This is a genomic window from Actinomadura spongiicola (assembly GCF_003432485.1).
GTDB lineage: Bacteria > Actinomycetota > Actinomycetes > Streptosporangiales > Streptosporangiaceae > Spirillospora > Spirillospora spongiicola.
Genome location: NZ_QVNQ01000002.1, coordinates 630538 through 646887, shown reverse-complemented (window position 1 = coordinate 646887; position 16350 = coordinate 630538). Strand labels below are relative to the sequence as shown.

The window sequence follows — 16350 nt, the reverse complement described above, 5'->3', positions numbered from 1 at the left end:
ACCCCTAACGCGCCGCCGATCCGCTGGACGGACGTGTGAACACGGCCGAGCCGATCCCGGCGTCCTCCCCGGTGGTGCCCGTGACGGCGGCGACCGCCAGTGCGGGCAGGCGCAGCCCGCAGCCAAGGCTGGTGACGAGCATGCCCGGCAGCGCTCCGGTGGCGCAGCCGTCGCCCGGCGCACCGCCCCGGACAGCAGGAGCAGCCGCGCCGACCAGGGACGCGGCGACGAGGGCCCAGCGCGTCCCGAGCCTGGTCACGGCACGAGCGCGTTACCTCCGGGGCCAGATGACCCGCTGTGCGCGTTGGCCTCCTCGACCAGATCGCGAAGCGATGCGGCGCTCGCACAATCGCGGCCCTGACCGGAATTCGATGAATTCAGCCGGAGACCGGGGCGAGGTCGGGGCGGAGGTCGGCGTCGCCGGTCTCGCCGCGGCGGGTGGCGCGGCGGCCGAGGACGATCACGTAGGCGAGGAACGCGACCTCGGCGACGACGCCGATGCCGATGCGCAGCCAGGTGGTGTGCACCCAGCCGGTGACGAAGCCCTCGATGAGACCCGACACCAGCAGGACGGCGATGAGGCCGATGGCGATGCTGACGGCGGCGCGTCCCTCCTCGGCGAGCGCCTGACCGCGGCGGCGCCGACCGGGGTCGATGATCGTCCAGCCGAGTTTGAGGCCGCCCGCGCACGCCAGGTAGACGGCGGTGAGTTCCAGCAGGCCGTGCGGCAGGATCAGCCCGAAGAACACGTCGCCCTTGCCGTAGGCGAACATCAGCCCGCCGATCAGGCCGAGGTTGACCTGGTTGAGCAGCAGCACGTACACGGTGGGGATGCCGAGCATGATGCCGAACATCAGCGCGACCGCCGACACCCAGGCGTTGTTCACCCACACCTGGAACGCGAACGACGACGCCGAGTGCTCGGTGTAGTAGTTCGCGAAGTCGCGTTCGACGAGTTCGCGGATCTCGTCCGGCGGGGCGATGCTCGCCTGCACCTCGGGGCTCTGCACGACCCAGATCGCCAGGGCGACCGCCAGCAGGTTGCCGAGGACGGCGCTGCCGAGCCACCACCATCTCATCCGGTACGCGGCCGCCGGGAACGACACGGTCGCGAAGCGGGTGACGTCCCGCCACAGGGGCGCCTGCGCACCGGCCACCTTCGCTCTGGCGCGTGCCACGAGCGACGACAGCCGACCGACCAACTGGGGGTCGGGTGAGCTGGACCGGACGACCGACAGATGTGTCGCCGTCCGCTGATACAACTCGACCAGTTCGTCGGCTTCCGCACCGGTCAGCCTGCGGCCGCGGTTGATGAGCCACTCAAGGCGCTGCCAGTCGGCGTTGTGCGCGGCCACATAGGCGTCGACGTCCACCCGAGGGAGACTAACGCCTCGGCCCGCCGAACCGGCAAAATGGACGGCACCCGACCGCTTGGAGGATCAGGCAATGGCCGAACTCGTCACCGGCGAGGCCGTCGCGCTCGACATCAGGGTCGCGCGCCTGGCCAGCCGTGGCTGCGCCATCCTTCTCGACCTGCTCCTCCAGATGGTGCTGCTCAACATCGCGATCTACTTCACGGCGATGACGTCGCTCGTCGCCGACGAGGCGTGGACGATCGGGTTGTCGCTGCTCGCCGTCGTCACCGTCCTGGTCGGGTATCCGTGCGTGATGGAGACGCTGACGCGGGGACGGACGCTCGGCAAGATGGCCCTTGGGCTGCGGGTCGTCGCCGACGACGGCGGGCCCGTCAGGTTCCGGCAGGCGCTGGTGCGGGCGCTGGCGGGCTTCATCGAGTTCTGGACGTTCTACGGCTCCCCCGCGTTGATCACCTCGTTCTGCAACCGGCGCGGCAAGCGGCTCGGCGACCTGTTCGCCGGGACGATCGTCATCCAGGAGCGGGTTCCGGCGTCGGCGTTCCACGGTCCCGTCGCCGTGATGCCGCCGCAGCTCGCCTGGTGGGCGCGTTCGTTGGAGCTGTCGATGCTGTCGGACGAGCTGGCGATGACGGCCCGGCAGTACCTGTCGCGTTTCTGGGAGCTGCTGCCTGAGGTCCGTGACTCGCTCGGGCAGCGGATCGCGTCGCAGGTCGTCGCGGTGGTGAGCCCGCCTCCGCCGCCGGGTCTGCGGCCGGAGATCCTGCTGTCGGCGGTCCTCGCCGAGCGCCGCCACCGCGAGGAGTGGCGGCTCGCCCAGCGCCGCGCCCGCCGTCTACAGCGCCTCGGCCGGACGTCCTGGGCGCCGGACGCGGCCCCGGCTCCGGCGATGGCGATGGCCGGGCCCGCGCCGTCCGGGCCGCCTCGCCAGGGCCCTCCGCCGCCGCCTCCGTTCAGCCCCGCCGCGCCGGGACGCCCGCAGTTCCTGCCGCCGCCCAACTATGGCGCCGGGCCGTATCGGCAAGTGCTGAACTCGCCTCCTCCGCCCGCCCAGGGCCCCTATCCGCCCGCCCACTGACGCCCCGCGGACCGACGACTCCGGCGGCGACGGCTTTCCTTCTTCCCATCGGACGCTCGGGCCACCACTGATCGCCGAGAAGTCAAGTATTCGATCATAAAAATTGCGATCATGATGAGCGCCCTGGATGCGCACCCGGCACGCTCGATCGACCCCAGCACATTTCACGTACATTAGGCTAGCCTATCCTTAATTAGGAGAGGCTAGCCTTAACAATTGCCTGAGATGCGCCTTCAATTACAGACCGAAGGACCTTCTACGCCGAAGACGCGTTTACTTATCGATCAAGAGGCGTCCGGAAGTAGAAGCGCTGACCTGCGCACATGCTCCCTACAGCGACTTTACAATGGCACGAGATCCATTCATTGGGAATCTCGGTCGGCACCGATCTCGTCCCCACCGGAGGAGTGCCCGGCGGGGCGTCGCCGCAGCACCGGGCGCAGGTTCGCCCCGAGAGGCATGTTCAACTCGAATTTTCTAATCTGTCCGGGCCGTGCCGGGGATGTCAGCATGTGCGCATGGACGGAGACAGAGAGATCATCGGGCTGCTCAACGAGCAGCTCACCGCGGAACTGACGGCGATCAACCAGTTCTTCCTGCACGCCAAGATGCAGCAGGACTGGGGCTATGTGCGGCTCGCCAAGCACACCCGCTCGGAATCCTTCGACGAGATGAAGCACGCCGAGCGGCTCACCGAACGGATCCTTTTCCTGGAGGGAATGCCGAACTATCAGAAACTCAACGCCCTGCGCATCGGGCAGAACGTGCCCGAGCAGCTCCGGGCGGACCTCGCCCTGGAGATGGAGACCGTGGCCCGGCTGCGGCCCGGCATCGAGCTGATGCGCTCGCGCGGTGACATCACCTCCGCGCGGATCTTCGAGGAGATCCTCGCGGAAGAGGAAGAGCACGTCGACTACCTGGAAACCGAACTCAGCCTCGTCGACTCCCTCGGCGAGCACAACTACCTGCAACGTCTCACCGACGCGCCCGGTGAGGACTTCACCGAGCCCGTGTAACCCCCCGCCCCGACCGGTGGGTCCGGGGGCCGCGCTTCCCCGGACCCACCCGACCGGGCCTGCGGCACAGCGCGACGCATGGGGGGCTGTCGCAGCCCTTCGGACAGGGGGCGGAGCACATCCCCGGCCGCCCGAGCGCCGGACGCCGAGTCCGGCGGCAGAGACCCACGGAGAAGGAGCGCGCTCGTGACCAACACCCAGACCAGCACCACCGATGACACGGTCGGCCCGGCCGACACCGACGTCACGTCCCCGGCGGAACGCCTCGTCCTGGAAATGTGGCGAACACCCGTATATCAGGCCGACTGCAGCGGCGCCGCCGACCATCTTCCGCGGCTGCGGAAGCTCGTGCTCGCCGCGGACGAGGCCGACCGGCGGGCCGCGGACTCCGGCCGCGCCACCGTGATCAGGTCGTCCCAGACCCTGCTGGCCTGGGACCACCCCTCGGTCGACTGGCTGAGGGAGCAGATCGGCATGGCCGGAGACGCGCTGGCCCGCGCGGTGCTCGGCGAGACCGCCGACGAGATCGACGACCGGGACGTCCACACGGAGGCGTGGGCGGTGGTCTGCCGCCCGGGAGAGTTCCCCCGCCCGCACACCCGCCACGACTCCGCCTGGTCGGGGCTGCTCTCCATCGCCGCGGACTCCGACGGCGACACCGACGCGGGTCACCTGTATCTGCTGGATCCGCGTCCGGCCGCCCTGGACCGGGCCACCTCGGCTGGAGCGGTCCGCTTCTCCCCGGTGCCCGGCCGGATGATCGCCTTCCCGGGCTGGCAGGCCCACTGGATCAAGGCGACCGCCGCCGACTCCCGGCTGCGGATCGCGATCGCCTGGAACATCACCTACCACGGACACTGGAGCCGGACGTCATGACGCTCACCACCCCCGCCCCAGCCCCGGCCCCCGCACCGGTCCCCTCCTCCAGCCGTGCCCGGCGAAGCTGCGGCAACGCCTGCCCGGCCGTGCGGCAGCACTGGGGAACGCCCGTCGCCTTCGCCACCCTCGACCCGGCCGGGCTGCTGTCCCCGTCCGTCGCCGACATCGGCGCCGAGGGCCCCCCGCTGCGAACCGTGTCACCCGGCGACGTCATCACCGACCTGGAGGCCGCGACAGCGCACTTCCGGGTCTCGTTCGAGCACCTGGCCGCCACCCTGGACCCGGATGTCGCGCCCACGATCGACCACATCGACATCGACGTGCAGATCTGGCGGCACGGCTACGCCCTGCCCGCCACCGGGCATCCCGCCGACATGGTCGCGTGGTGGGTGCTGGGCGCCGGTCCGGCCCCGGCGCACACGGAGGCGGGCGCCCTCACCTTCGCCGACCCGCGGACCGGGTCCCCGCTGACACCCCTGCCCGGACGGCCGTGGGGACGCCATCTGATGGTCCGGCCGGTACCCGGCACGCACGTCGCCGTCCCCGGCTGGCTCACATCATCGGTCGTCCCCGTCGCCCAGGGCCAGCACGTCGTGGTGGCGTTCGCCGCGGCCCGCCGCTGACCACCGGGAGTCCCCACCGGGGTGGCCGTCCCGGCAGTCTCGGTGGGGACTCCAGGCGACCGACTAGTCCGGCCAAAACCGCTCCCCGCGAAGTGCACGATCACGACCTCACCCGTCGCAGGCCCACCCCGTCGTGGTGGCGTTCACTACCACCCGCCACCGACCGCGAATCCCCGCCGACCTGCTAACCCGACAGGTTCGGCGGGGACTCCAAGGCGACCAACTCAATGCCGGGAGCCGCCAGGACGACGTCTCCCGCGAGATGGACGGTCTCGACCTCACCCGTCGACAGATCCGTGACCTCGTACTGCGCGACGGGCAGCGGTTCGGTCTCCGTCTCATAGGTGGACGTTCCAGCCCTGCGCCAACGCCACAGGGCGGTCAGCGGCGCCAAAGAAGGACCACTCAACCGGACGAGCCGAACATCGGTCTGCGCGCCGTCGTCCAGTCCCAGGGAGCGGGCCACGGCGACGAGGAATCCAGGCGAGTCACTCAAGAAGCCGGACGCCCGTTCCGCGTGTTCGGTGCCGGTCTCTCCGGCGGCGCGCACCCACGCGACCTCCGCGCCGGTGACACCGCCCCGCACCCACCAGGACGGGGTGACCACCTCGACGCGGATTTGCCGCCAGCGGGCGTCCACGACCAGATCGACCCGAACGCCGTCCGGACGGTTGGACGTGTAACGCCACCCTCCCGGACCGGGCGCGCACTGGAACCGCTCCTCCAGCCCCCCGTCCACGTGCAGATACGTCCCGGACGGCACGGGTCAGGACCCGATCCGCCAGGAGTGCAGGTACTCCTCCTGACCCGCTGTGAGCCGGTCGATGGAGATCGACATCGACGCCAGCTTCAGCCGCGCCACCTCCGTGTCGATCTCCTTCGGAACGTCGTGGACGGCCGGGGCCAGGGTCTCGTGCGCGCTCGCCAGCCACGCGCACGTCAGGGCCTGGTCGGCGAACGACATGTCCATCACGGCGGCAGGGTGCCCCTCCGCCGCCGCCAGATTGACCAGCCGCCCCTCGGCGAGCAGCACGAGACGGCGTCCGTCGGCCATGACGTACTCGTCCGCCTGCGGGCGGACGCCGTGATGGACCTCGACGGCCATCTCGCCCAACGCCCGGACGTCGATCTCGACATCGAAATGCCCCGAATTCGCGAGGATCGCGCCGTCCTTCATGACGGCGAGGTGCTCAGCGTTCACGACTTCGCGGTTGCCCGTGACGGTGATGAACACGTCGCCGTCCACGGCCGCCTCCGCCATGGGACGGACCGCGAACCCCTGCAACGCGGCGTCCAGGGCCTTCACCGGGTCGATCTCGGTGATGACCACGCGCGCCCCGAGCCCGCGCGCCCGTTCGGCGAGACCACGGCCGCAGTAACCGAAGCCCGCGATGACGACCGTCTTTCCCGCCAGCAGCGTGTTCGTGGCGCGGACGATCCCGTCCAGCGTGGACTGGCCCGTGCCATAGCGGTTGTCGAACATGTGCTTGGTGTCGGTGTCGTTCACCGCGACCACCGGAAAGCGCAACGCCCCCTCAAGCGCCATCTGGTGCAACCGGATGACGCCCGTCGTCGTCTGCTCGCAACCCGCCTTGACCGTGTCCAGGAGGTCCTTGCGGTCGATGTGCAGGGTGTTGACAAGATCGCACCCGTCGTCCAGGACGATGTCGGGCCCGGTCTCCAACGCCCGGTGAATGTGGGCGTAGTACCCCTCACGGTCGGTACCGGCGCGGGCGAACACCTCAGCGCCGTACTCCTGGACGAGCGCCGCGGCCGTGTCGTCCTGCGTGGAGAGCGGATTGGACGCCGCGAGCGCGACACTCGCCCCGCCCGCCTGAAGCGTGCGGATGAGCCCGGCCGTCTCGGTCGTGACGTGCATGCACGCCGCGACCTTGAAACCGTCCAGCGGACGCTCCACGGCGAACCGCTCCCGGATCTGCCGCAGTACGGGCATGCTCCGGTCAGCCCACTCGATCCGCTTGACACCCTCATACGCCAACGAAACGTCCGCGATATCGCTCATGGCTCCCTCATAAAGCGGCTGCCGGGCGGAACCATACCCCCGCCCGGCAGCACCCACATCCGCGCCTACCTCAGCCACCTCCGCAACCCCGCGGCAACCTCAACACCCGCGATCGCGTCCGAAGGCAGGTTCAAGCGAAGCGAGAACCTGATCGCGCAGCGAGCCGCAAGGCGAGCCGAAGCGATGCCAGCGATCGCCCGCGTTTCTCGACGATGGAGGCCCTTCAGGGCCGAAGAAGGAGAGAAATGCAAACAAATCAGTACCGATAGTGGTCTGGCTTGTAGGGGCCTTCGACGTCTACGCCGATGTAGGCGGCCTGTTCCTTGGTCAGTTCGGTGAGCTTGACGCCGAGGGCGTCGAGGTGGAGGCGGGCGACCTTCTCGTCCAGGTGCTTCGGCAGGACGTACACGCCGATGGGGTATTCCTCGGTCTTGGTGTACAGCTCGATCTGCGCGATGACCTGGTTGGTGAACGAGTTGGACATGACGAACGACGGGTGGCCGGTGGCGCAGCCCAGGTTCATGAGGCGGCCCTCGGCGAGGACGATGATGGAGTGGCCGTCGGAGAACCGCCACTCGTGCACCTGCGGCTTGATCTCGATCTTCTCGATGCCGGGGATCTTGGCGAGCCCGGCCATGTCGATCTCGTTGTCGAAGTGCCCGATGTTGGACACGATCGCCTGGTGCTTCATCCGGCTCATGTGGTCGGCCGTGATGATGTTGAAGTTGCCGGTGGTGGTGACGAAGATGTCGGCGGTCTCCACGACGTCCTCCAGGGTGGTGACCTGGAAGCCGTCCATCGCCGCCTGAAGCGCGCAGATCGGGTCGATCTCGGTGACGATCACGCGGGCGCCCTGGCCGCGCAGCGCCTCCGAGCAGCCCTTGCCGACGTCGCCGTAGCCGCAGACGACGGCGACCTTGCCGCCGATGAGGACGTCGGTGGCGCGGTTCAGGCCGTCGATGACGCTGTGGCGGCAGCCGTACTTGTTGTCGAACTTCGACTTGGTGACCGAGTCGTTGACGTTGATGGCCGGGAACGCGAGGGTGCCCGCCTTCGCCATCTCGTACAGGCGGTGGACGCCGGTCGTGGTCTCCTCGGTGACGCCCTTGATCTCGGCGGCGGTCTCCGTCCAGCGGCCCGGCCTGTCGGCGATGGTGCGGCGGAGCGTGTCGAGGATGACGCCCCACTCGTGCGGGTCGTCCTCGGACGCGGTCGGGACGGCGCCCGCCTTCTCGTATTCGGCGCCCTTGTGGACGAGGAGGGTCGCGTCGCCGCCGTCGTCCAGGATCATGTTCGGGGCCGAGCCGTCCGGCCACTGGAGGGCCTGGTCCGTGCACCACCAGTACTCTTCGAGGGTCTCGCCCTTCCACGCGAACACCGGGACGCCCTTCGGGTCGTCCTGCGTGCCGTCCCGGCCGACGACGACCGCCGCGGCCGCGTGGTCCTGGGTGGAGAAGATGTTGCAGGACACCCAGCGGACGTCGGCGCCGAGGTCGACCAGCGTCTCGATCAGCACGGCCGTCTGGATCGTCATGTGGAGCGAGCCCATGATCTTGGCGCCGCGCAGGGGCTTGGTGGCGGAGTACTCCTTGCGTACCGCCATCAGTCCGGGCATCTCGTGCTCGGCGAGCCGGATCTCCCGGCGTCCGAAGTCGGCGAGCGAAAGGTCGGCGACCTTGTAGTCCATGCTTTCGTTGCTCCTTGGTCCGCGGTCGGTACGCGAGGGTCGATCTCAGGGGTTCACGCCCTGTGGGCGCCTGCGTCAACGCCGTGAGTCTACGGGCGGGGACCGTCCCGAGGCACGGCCGGAGGCGACTTTCTGCCACAGATTTGTCAGAATTGGCTTCATGCGCATCACGGAGGCCGCCCGGCGGCTCGGCACCTCTCCCCGCATGCTCCGCTACCGCGAGGCCCTCGGGCTGCTGCCCGCCACCAGGGAGGCGGCCGTGACCCGGCGCGGGGGCGGCCACCGCCGGTTCGGCGACGCCGAGTTGCGGGCCGTCGCGCTCACGCTGGCGCTGGAGAAGCGCTACGACATCGGCCCGGCGGAACTGGCGTTCGGGCTGCGCGTCCTCGCCGAGCCGCAGGTTCAGGCGCACGTCCGTGAGCTGGGCGAACGTATCGGACGGTTGTCCGCGCCACCGACCCGCGCGCTCGACTTCGAGAAGGAGAAGGCCATGCGCCTCCTCCGTCGCCGGTGACCGCCCCTCATGTCGCGGCTCAAGCCCGGCGGTGGGCGACCGCGTCGTGCGACATCACGCGCACGTCGACGTCATCGACGCCGGCTTCGGCGCGGGCCTGCATCTCCTCGGCGCGCTGCTGTTCGCGCTCGGCGGCGGCCCGCGGTCAGCCGGCGGCGTTCTCGCCCGGGACCACGACGCCCGACTCGTAGGCCAGCATCACGGCCTGCGCGCGGTCACGCACGCCGAGCTTGGTGAAGACCCTGGCCACATGCGTCTTCACCGTGTGCTCGCTGACGACCAGACGCGCCGCGATCTCGCCGTTGGACAGTCCGCCCGCGATGAGGACGAGCACCTCCGTCTCACGGGCCGTCAACGTGGACAGCTCCGACGGCGCCCGCGGCCGGGTGCGGCGCTGTTTGGTGAATTCGCGGATGAGGCGTCCGGTGACCTGCGGGGCGAGGAGCGAGTCGCCACGCGCCACCACCCGCACGGCGGACACGAGCTCGTCGGCGGTCGCGTCCTTCAGCAGAAAACCACTGGCGCCCACGGCGAGCGCCTCGTAGACGTACTCGTCCACGTCGAACGTCGTCAGGACCAGCACCCGGACGTTGTCCGAGCCGGGCAGCGCCAGGATGCGGCGGGTCGCCTCGATGCCGTCCATGCCGGGCATCCGGATGTCCATGACGACGACGTCGGGACGGCGCCGCTCGGCGATCTGCACCGCCTCCCGCCCGTCCCCCGCCTCGCCGATGACGGTGATGTCGTCCTGCGCGGCGAGCAGCGCCGCGAACCCCGCCCGGACGATCGTCTGATCGTCGACGACCAGCACGTTGATCACCGTTGCCGCCCGAGAACGGGGACATCGGGGTCAGCCGCGGCCGGGAGGCGTCTCGGAACCGTGTCCACGGGTGGAATCCCCTTCCCTCGTCAGCGGAAGCTCGGCCTCCACCAGGAACCCGCCCTGGACGGCCGGGCCGGCGGAGAACCGCCCGCCCAGCATGGTCGCACGTTCCCGCATCCCGACGAGGCCGTGTCCACCACTCGGCCCCCCACTCGGCCCCTCACCCGGTCCGCCGCCCGGCGGCGACGACTCCAGGCGGGTGCGTCCGGAGTCCACGAAGGTCGGCCCCGCGGGATCCAGTACCGCCGTACGGGAACCGAGGTCGTCGCGGTTCAGGACCAATGTCGGATCCGACGCGCCGTCGTCGTGGACGCGGACCGCCAGCCGGTCCGGCAGGAACGTCAGGTCGACGCGGACCCCGGCCCCGGGCGCGTGCCGACGCGCGTTCGTCAGCGCCTCCTGCACGATCCGGTACGCCGACAGTTCCACCGTCGTGGAGAGGGTCCGCGGGTCGCCGTGCACGGCGAGGTCGACGTGGCCCCCGGCGCCGCGATGCTGCTCGATCAGGTCTGGCAGCCGGTCGAGGCGCGGCTGCGGGGAGTTGGCCGCGTCCGGCTCCGGTTGCGCGTCGGCGCGCAGCACGCTGAGCAGCCGCCGCATCTCCACCAGCGCCTCCCGGGCCGTCTTCGCGATCTCGGTGTATCCGGCGCGGGCCTCGGGCGACAGGTTCTCCATCGTGTACGGCGCGGTCTCCGCCTGCACGGCGATCATGGAGACGGAGTGGGCGACGACGTCGTGCAGTTCCCGTGCGATGCGGGCCCGCTCCCGCATGACCGCCTGCTCCCGCTGGACGGCGGTGAGCCGCGTGAGGGTCTCGTTGGTGCGTTCGGCGGCCTCCGCCTCGGTCTGGCTCGCGGACTCCGCGACGCGGCGGGCGTCACCGAGGCCGATGGCGCCCAGGACGGCGATGAACACCGCCGGGGACGGGACGCCCTCCAGCGCCGAGGTCGCCACGTAGACGACCGCGACCGTGACGACGCTGCCGAACGCCAGGACGCCCGTCGACTGGCGCGGCAGGTGCCGTCCGAGCGTGTACAGCGTGTACAGCGCCGCGAACCCGGTCGTGACGAGGAGGGTCTGCCCGGTGAGGAGGTTCGCGGCGACCGCGCCGAGCACGATCGCCGCGACCGGGCGCAGGTACTCCCGGCGCCACACGAGCGGAAGCGTGGACGCGACCGCGAAGCCGCCCACGAGGCTGATCGGCGAGTCGGCGCGCGGCGCCAGCTCTGCGAGGGCGGCGACGGTCAGGGCGAGCCCGGTCAGCGGCGCGAAGTACCAGGAGCCGACGACCTCGCGCCAGGTGTTGAGCCACCGGGGCAGCGGCGCCGTGGCCCCAGGGACACCGGCGCCGGGCGCACCGGGGGCGGGGCGCTGGCCCCCGCCGGTCAGGCGCGTGACCAGGCGCACCGCCACGGGACGCAGCAGGGTCCCGACGCCGGTGAGGATCCACAGCAGCAGCTGCCCCACGCCCGCCACGATCCGGCCGGACAGCCGCCACGCGTGCCGCGCGAGGGCCGGGCCGAACCCCGCGGGATCGGGTCCTGACCGGGCCTTGTCATCAAAGGTCACCATTCCATACTGACCTCAAAGTCGGGCGTCCACCTCCCCGTGCGGATGTATGACGACGGCGCGGCTCCGCCTGGAGTACCACGCGCTTTCCCTCCTTGAGAGGGACGTGCGGAGGACCCCCGTGACCGTAGTGTTCTAACCGTGACCGCGAACGGCAGCGGCGCCGGCGTAGGGGTTTCGGCACGCTGCCGCGGTCACACCAGAACCGTCCGGTTTTCAGGGGTCCGGGCGGGGAGGCATGGGAAGCACCTCGCCGGACGGCCGTGGTACGCGCCTCTACGGAGGCACTCGCCGGTCCTGCCTGGGCTGGGGTCGGCCGGCGCACGGACGGCGGCCGCCCGGCGAGGGGTCCCATGTGAGACCTCTCACCGAGCCGAGCCGCTCCAATCTCATCCGCGCTGAACGAGTCCGTGACGAGCGGGTCCGATCAGGACGAGGCGGAGGTCTCCGGGCTCGTCGGCCCCGCACCGGGAACACTCGGCCGGGACGTCTCGTCCAGCGCCGGCTCCAGGTAGATCAACTTCGCCTCCGGGAACTGCGCCCGGATCTTGGCCTCGGCGGCGTCGATGCCGCGCGCCACGTCCGCCGCCGTGTGATCGTGCTTCACCGCGATCTTCGCGGCGATCAGCAGTTCCTCCGGGCCGAGGTACTCGGTGCGCATGTGGATGAGCCGGTCGACCTGGTCCACCGACTCCAGCGCGTCGACGATCGCCTGCTCGTGCTCGGGGGCGACGCCCTCCCCGATCAGCAGGCTCTTGGTCTCGATCGCCAGGATCGTCGCGACCACGGCGAGCAGCACGCCGATCGCGACGGTGCCGACACCGTCCCACACGCCGTCGCCGGTGACGACGGCCATCGTCACGCCGAACAGCGCGAGGAACAGACCGACCAGGGCGGCGAGGTCCTCCAGCAGCACGACCGGCAGTTCCGGGGCCTTGGCCCGCCGGATGAACGCCCACCACGACTGGTTGCCACGGACCGCGTTCGACTCCTTGATCGCCGTGCGGAACGAGAACGTCTCCATCACGATCGCGGCGATCAACACCCCGAACGCCCAGGCCGGCGACTTGACCTCCTCCGGGTGGGAGATCTTGTGGTAGCCCTCGTACAGCGAGAACACCGCGCCGACGGTGAACAGCACGACCGCGACGACGAACGCGTAGAAGTAGCGTTCGCGGCCGTACCCGAACTGGTGCTGCTGCGTCCGCGCCCGCCTGGAACGCTTTCCGCCGACCAGCAGCAGGCCCTGGTTCCCCGAGTCCGCCACGGAGTGGATCGACTCGGCGAGCATCGACGACGAACCCGTGAACACGAACGCCACGAACTTCGACACCGCGATCCCGAGGTTGGCGGCCAGCGCGGCGACGATGGCCTTCGTTCCGCCCTCAGCACTCATCTTTCAGCAATCCTCGCTTTTAGCTCTTGAATGGCAGGCACCGGAGTGGGGTCCACGCCCAGCGCGATAGCCAAGTAAACCGTGACGTAGTCCGCCAGCGCGATCAGCGTCGCGATTCTCTCCAGCGGATGCGTCCCCTCCGCCCCGAGCTCGGTGACCGCCACGCCCCTGTCCCGCGCCACCTCGGTGGACGCCTCGCACCGCTTGCGGACCTGCGGATGCTCCTCCACGTCCCGCAGGAGGACGAGGTGCAGGCCGTGCTCGGGGTCGTCCACCCGGTCGCGGAAGAAGTCGTCCGGGTCGGACGACGCGGCGGCGCGGCCCGTGAAATGCCCGTCGAACGCCATCACCTGGTTGTGGTGGGCCTCCGGGACCTCGCCGAACACGCCCGGGTACTTGGCGTTCTCGTTGAGCTGGCAGCACATCCGGTACGCCGCCGTGGCCGCCAGCGCGGACGACCCCCACACCAGCGGCACGTCACCGGCGAGTTCCAGCGCGATCCGCTTGGCCGGGTTGACGAACGGTTCGCTGGACGGACGGCACCGGTACGCGACGTCCTCCAGCCGTTCGGCGGTGGATTCCAGGACGGCGTCGGGCACGTCCACCAGTCCCAGTGTCCGCGCCGCGAGGAGCAGCGGGATCGTGAGTCCCCACAGCGTCGAACGCGGCTGCCCCACCGAACGCACCGGCACGAAGACGCCGCGGCTTCGGGCGGCCAGGTCGGCGAGCGGCGAGTCCGGTCCGCCGACGAACAGGAGCCTGCATCCCCGGCGGGCCGCCTCCGCGGCGACCTCCAGGGTCTCCTCCGTCGTCCCGGAGCAGGACACGGCGATGACGAGGTCCGCGGCGCCGACCCAGCCGGGCAGCCGGTAGCCGCGCACCGTCGAGACGGGGACGGCGCAGCCCACGCCGCACACGGCGGCGAGGACGTCACCGGAGATGCCCGAGCCGCCCATGCCGGCGACGACGATCGCGCGGGGCCTGCCGTCCTCGGCGAGACCGGCGACGCCCGCCTCCGCGGCGGCCCGCTGCGCCTCCCGCACCTGCGCCGCCGACGACGCGACCTGCCGCAGCATCCCCCCGGGGTCGGCCGCCTCGGTCGTCGCCGCGCCGTCCAGCCGTGAAGGGTCGAGCCCTCCGTTCACGGAGCGGGGGTCCTGGCCTCGTCGACCAGCAGGACGGGAATGTCGTCGCGGACCGGGTAGGCGTAGCCGCACGAACCGGTGCACACCAGTTCGGCGGCCTCGTCGTCGGCGCGGAGGTCGCCGCCGCAGTTGGGGCAGGCGAGGATCTCCAGCAGCCAGGAGTCGAGCTTCAAGGTCATGGCAGCGTCACTTCTCCCTCTCGGTCACTTGTCCCGCACCGTCACTTGTCCCGTACCAGGGCGAGGACCTCGTCGCGGATGGCCGCCATGGTGCTCTCGTCGCCCGCCTCCGCGTTGAGGCGCAGCAGCGGCTCGGTGTTGGACGGCCGCAGGTTGAACCACCACCCGTTGGCGTCGTCGCTGACGGTCAGCCCGTCCAGCTCGTCGGTCGTGACGCCGGGGCGTCCGGCGAACGCGTCGCGGACGTTGGCGGTCGCGGCGGCCTGGTCGGCGACCTCGCTGTTGATCTCGCCGGACGCGACGTACCGGGTGTACTCGCCGAGCAGCCGGGACAGCGGCCCGTCCTGCTGCCCGAGCGCGGCGAGGACGTGCAGGGCGGCGAGCATCCCGGAGTCGGCGAACCAGAAGTCGCGGAAGTAGAAGTGCGCGGAGTGCTCGCCGCCGAACACCGCGCCCGTCTCCGCCATCGTCTGCTTGATGAACGAGTGCCCGACGCGCGTGCGGACCGGGGTTCCGCCGTGCTCGGAGATGATCTCCGGCACGGACCGGGACGTGATCAGGTTGTGCACGATCGAGGCGCCGGGATGCTTGGCCAGCTCCCGCGTCGCGACCAGCGCCGTGATCGCGGACGGCGGGACGATCTCGCCGCGCTCGTCGACGACGAAGCAGCGGTCGGCGTCGCCGTCGAAGGCGAGCCCGATGTCGGCGCCCGTCTCGCGGACCTTCGCCTGGAGGTCGCGCAGGTTCTCCGGCTCGATCGGGTTGGCCTCGTGGTTGGGGAAGGTGCCGTCCAGCTCGAAGTACAGCGGCACCAGGTCGATCGGCAGACCGTCCATGACGGACGGGACGGTGTGCCCGCCCATGCCGTTGCCGGCGTCCACGACGACCTTGAGCGGGCGGATCGACGACAGGTCGACCAGCGTCTTCAGATGGTCGGCGTAGCCCTTGAGGACGTCGCGGCGCGAGATCGTCCCCGGTTTCCCGTCGTAGGCCGGAACGCCCTTCTCGATCAGGTCGCGGATCTCGGTGAGACCGGTGTCGCGGCCGACCGGGCGGGCGCCGGAGCGGCACAGTTTCAGCCCGTTGTACTTGGCGGGGTTGTGGCTGGCTGTGAACATCGCGCCGGGCAGGTCGAGGCTGCCGCTGGCGTAGTACAGCAGGTCGGTGGAGCCGAGCCCGGCCTCGATCACGTCGGCGCCCTGGGACGTCGCGCCCCGGGCGAACGCCTCCGCCAGCGGCACCGACGACTCCCGCATGTCGTGGGCGGTGACGATCGCGGTCGCCCCGGTCACCCGCACGAACGCGGCGCCCGCGGCCTCGGCGGTCGCGGTGTCGAGTTCGTCCGGTACGACGCCGCGAATGTCGTACGCCTTGAAGATCTTGGCGAGGTCGCCCACTCCCTGCTCCCTGCTCGCTGAACCTGGCCCTGGAAACCCCGAGAAACGGGGGTTCACGAGCCTACCGGGAAGGGAGGGTGTGACCGGCCGCGACGCCACCGCGCGGCGATGCCGACCGTTGTCGGCCGTCGTCGGCCGTTGTCGGCCGTCGGCGACGGCCCCGGGACGTTCAGTCCTGGGCGGGTTGGGTTCCGGCGGGTTCGGAGCGGAGCACCCGCAGATGGCCGCGGCGTCCGACCTCGGTGCCCTGCCCGACGGGCTCGTGGGGCGATCCGGGCGCGGGTCTGGCGGCCTCCCGGACGGCGTCGGCGAGGGCCTCCAGGTCGTCGGCGCTCGGCTCGGTCTCCTCCTCGACGGGGAGCCGCACCAGTTCCCACCCCATCGGGGCGGTGAGCCGTTCCGAGTGCTCCGCGCACAGGTCGTAGCAGTGCGGCTCCGCGTACGTCGCGAGCGGCCCCAGGACCGCGGTGGAGTCGCGGTAGACGTACGTGAGCGTGAACACTGCGGGCGCCTTGCAGGCGGTACGAGAGCAGGTGCGGACGGGGCTCACGATGGCTGACCGTACCCCCCTCCCACCGGCTCCGCCAC

Annotated in this window: 17 protein-coding genes; 5 read left to right on the top strand and 12 right to left on the bottom strand. The window is 70.6% G+C overall.

The genetic code is table 11. The annotated features are described in order from the left end of the window. Positions 1–4: 4 nt before the first annotated feature. Together D0T12_RS34810 and D0T12_RS07600 are read right to left on the bottom strand one after the other, a co-directional pair. Positions 5–259, bottom strand: coding sequence for a hypothetical protein (locus D0T12_RS34810; protein ID WP_147339430.1), 255 nt, complete (start codon positions 257–259; stop codon positions 5–7). 118 nt (positions 260–377) lie between these two features. Next, a complete protein-coding gene (locus tag D0T12_RS07600; RefSeq protein ID WP_117398727.1) occupies positions 378–1373 on the bottom strand; it encodes a stage II sporulation protein M in 996 nt (331 codons plus the stop codon). 73 nt (positions 1374–1446) lie between these two features. Here D0T12_RS07600 and D0T12_RS07595 point away from each other — a divergent pair, with 73 nt between their 5' ends. The 4 genes from D0T12_RS07595 (at position 1447) to D0T12_RS07580 (ending at position 4969) form a co-directional block, all read left to right on the top strand. Continuing rightward, the gene (locus tag D0T12_RS07595) at positions 1447–2451 is read left to right on the top strand and encodes an RDD family protein (protein ID WP_117398726.1); all 1005 of its coding nucleotides are present in this window, start codon (positions 1447–1449) and stop codon (positions 2449–2451) included. Between the two features lie 518 nt (positions 2452–2969). After that, positions 2970–3467, top strand: a complete 498-nt coding sequence (gene bfr / locus D0T12_RS07590) for a bacterioferritin (protein WP_117398725.1) — start codon at positions 2970–2972, stop codon at positions 3465–3467. Between the two features lie 186 nt (positions 3468–3653). Further along, positions 3654–4343: a putative 2OG-Fe(II) oxygenase gene (locus D0T12_RS07585; RefSeq protein ID WP_158581439.1), complete on the top strand. Its 690-nt coding sequence runs from the start codon at positions 3654–3656 to the stop codon at positions 4341–4343. Next, complete coding sequence (locus D0T12_RS07580; protein ID WP_147339429.1) at positions 4340–4969, top strand: hypothetical protein; 630 nt, start codon at positions 4340–4342, stop codon at positions 4967–4969. Before D0T12_RS07585 ends, D0T12_RS07580 begins: the two co-directional genes overlap by 4 nt. A gap of 184 nt (positions 4970–5153) precedes the next feature. Here D0T12_RS07580 and D0T12_RS07575 read toward each other — a convergent pair whose 3' ends face one another. The 3 genes from D0T12_RS07575 to ahcY (D0T12_RS07565) form a co-directional block, all read right to left on the bottom strand. Beyond that, entirely contained in the window at positions 5154–5732 is a 579-nt protein-coding gene (locus tag D0T12_RS07575) for a hypothetical protein (RefSeq protein WP_117398722.1), read from the bottom strand. A gap of 3 nt (positions 5733–5735) precedes the next feature. Continuing rightward, a complete protein-coding gene (gene ahcY, locus D0T12_RS07570) occupies positions 5736–6992 on the bottom strand; it encodes an adenosylhomocysteinase (RefSeq protein WP_117398721.1) in 1257 nt (418 codons plus the stop codon). A 256-nt stretch (positions 6993–7248) separates the two neighbouring features. Beyond that, complete coding sequence (ahcY, locus tag D0T12_RS07565) at positions 7249–8679, bottom strand: adenosylhomocysteinase (protein ID WP_117398720.1); 1431 nt, start codon at positions 8677–8679, stop codon at positions 7249–7251. Between the two features lie 160 nt (positions 8680–8839). Here ahcY (D0T12_RS07565) and D0T12_RS07560 point away from each other — a divergent pair, with 160 nt between their 5' ends. Then, on the top strand, positions 8840–9193 hold the full coding sequence (locus D0T12_RS07560) for a MerR family transcriptional regulator (RefSeq protein ID WP_117398719.1): 354 nt from the start codon (positions 8840–8842) through the stop codon (positions 9191–9193). 145 nt (positions 9194–9338) lie between these two features. Here the strand turns inward: D0T12_RS07560 and D0T12_RS07555 are convergent, their stop codons facing one another. The 7 genes from D0T12_RS07555 to D0T12_RS07525 form a co-directional block, all read right to left on the bottom strand. Beyond that, a complete protein-coding gene (locus tag D0T12_RS07555; RefSeq protein ID WP_117398718.1) occupies positions 9339–10013 on the bottom strand; it encodes a response regulator transcription factor in 675 nt (224 codons plus the stop codon). A gap of 30 nt (positions 10014–10043) precedes the next feature. Continuing rightward, positions 10044–11648 carry a sensor histidine kinase gene (locus D0T12_RS07550; RefSeq protein WP_117398717.1) on the bottom strand — a complete coding sequence of 535 codons (1605 nt, stop codon included), beginning with the start codon at positions 11646–11648 and terminating at the stop codon, positions 10044–10046. Between the two features lie 424 nt (positions 11649–12072). Further along, positions 12073–13041 (bottom strand): cation diffusion facilitator family transporter, encoded by a 969-nt coding sequence (locus tag D0T12_RS07545; RefSeq protein ID WP_117398716.1) that lies wholly within the window; start codon positions 13039–13041, stop codon positions 12073–12075. Continuing rightward, positions 13038–14186 (bottom strand): bifunctional phosphoglucose/phosphomannose isomerase, encoded by a 1149-nt coding sequence (locus tag D0T12_RS07540; protein ID WP_117398715.1) that lies wholly within the window; start codon positions 14184–14186, stop codon positions 13038–13040. Before D0T12_RS07540 ends, D0T12_RS07545 begins: the two co-directional genes overlap by 4 nt. Continuing rightward, positions 14183–14365 (bottom strand): Trm112 family protein, encoded by a 183-nt coding sequence (locus D0T12_RS07535; protein ID WP_117398714.1) that lies wholly within the window; start codon positions 14363–14365, stop codon positions 14183–14185. The genes D0T12_RS07540 and D0T12_RS07535 overlap by 4 nt, the downstream gene beginning before the upstream one ends. A gap of 41 nt (positions 14366–14406) precedes the next feature. After that, positions 14407–15762, bottom strand: a complete 1356-nt coding sequence (locus D0T12_RS07530; protein ID WP_117398713.1) for a phosphomannomutase/phosphoglucomutase — start codon at positions 15760–15762, stop codon at positions 14407–14409. Between the two features lie 169 nt (positions 15763–15931). Then, a complete protein-coding gene (locus D0T12_RS07525; RefSeq protein WP_117398712.1) occupies positions 15932–16312 on the bottom strand; it encodes a DUF3499 domain-containing protein in 381 nt (126 codons plus the stop codon). Positions 16313–16350 lie beyond the last annotated feature (38 nt).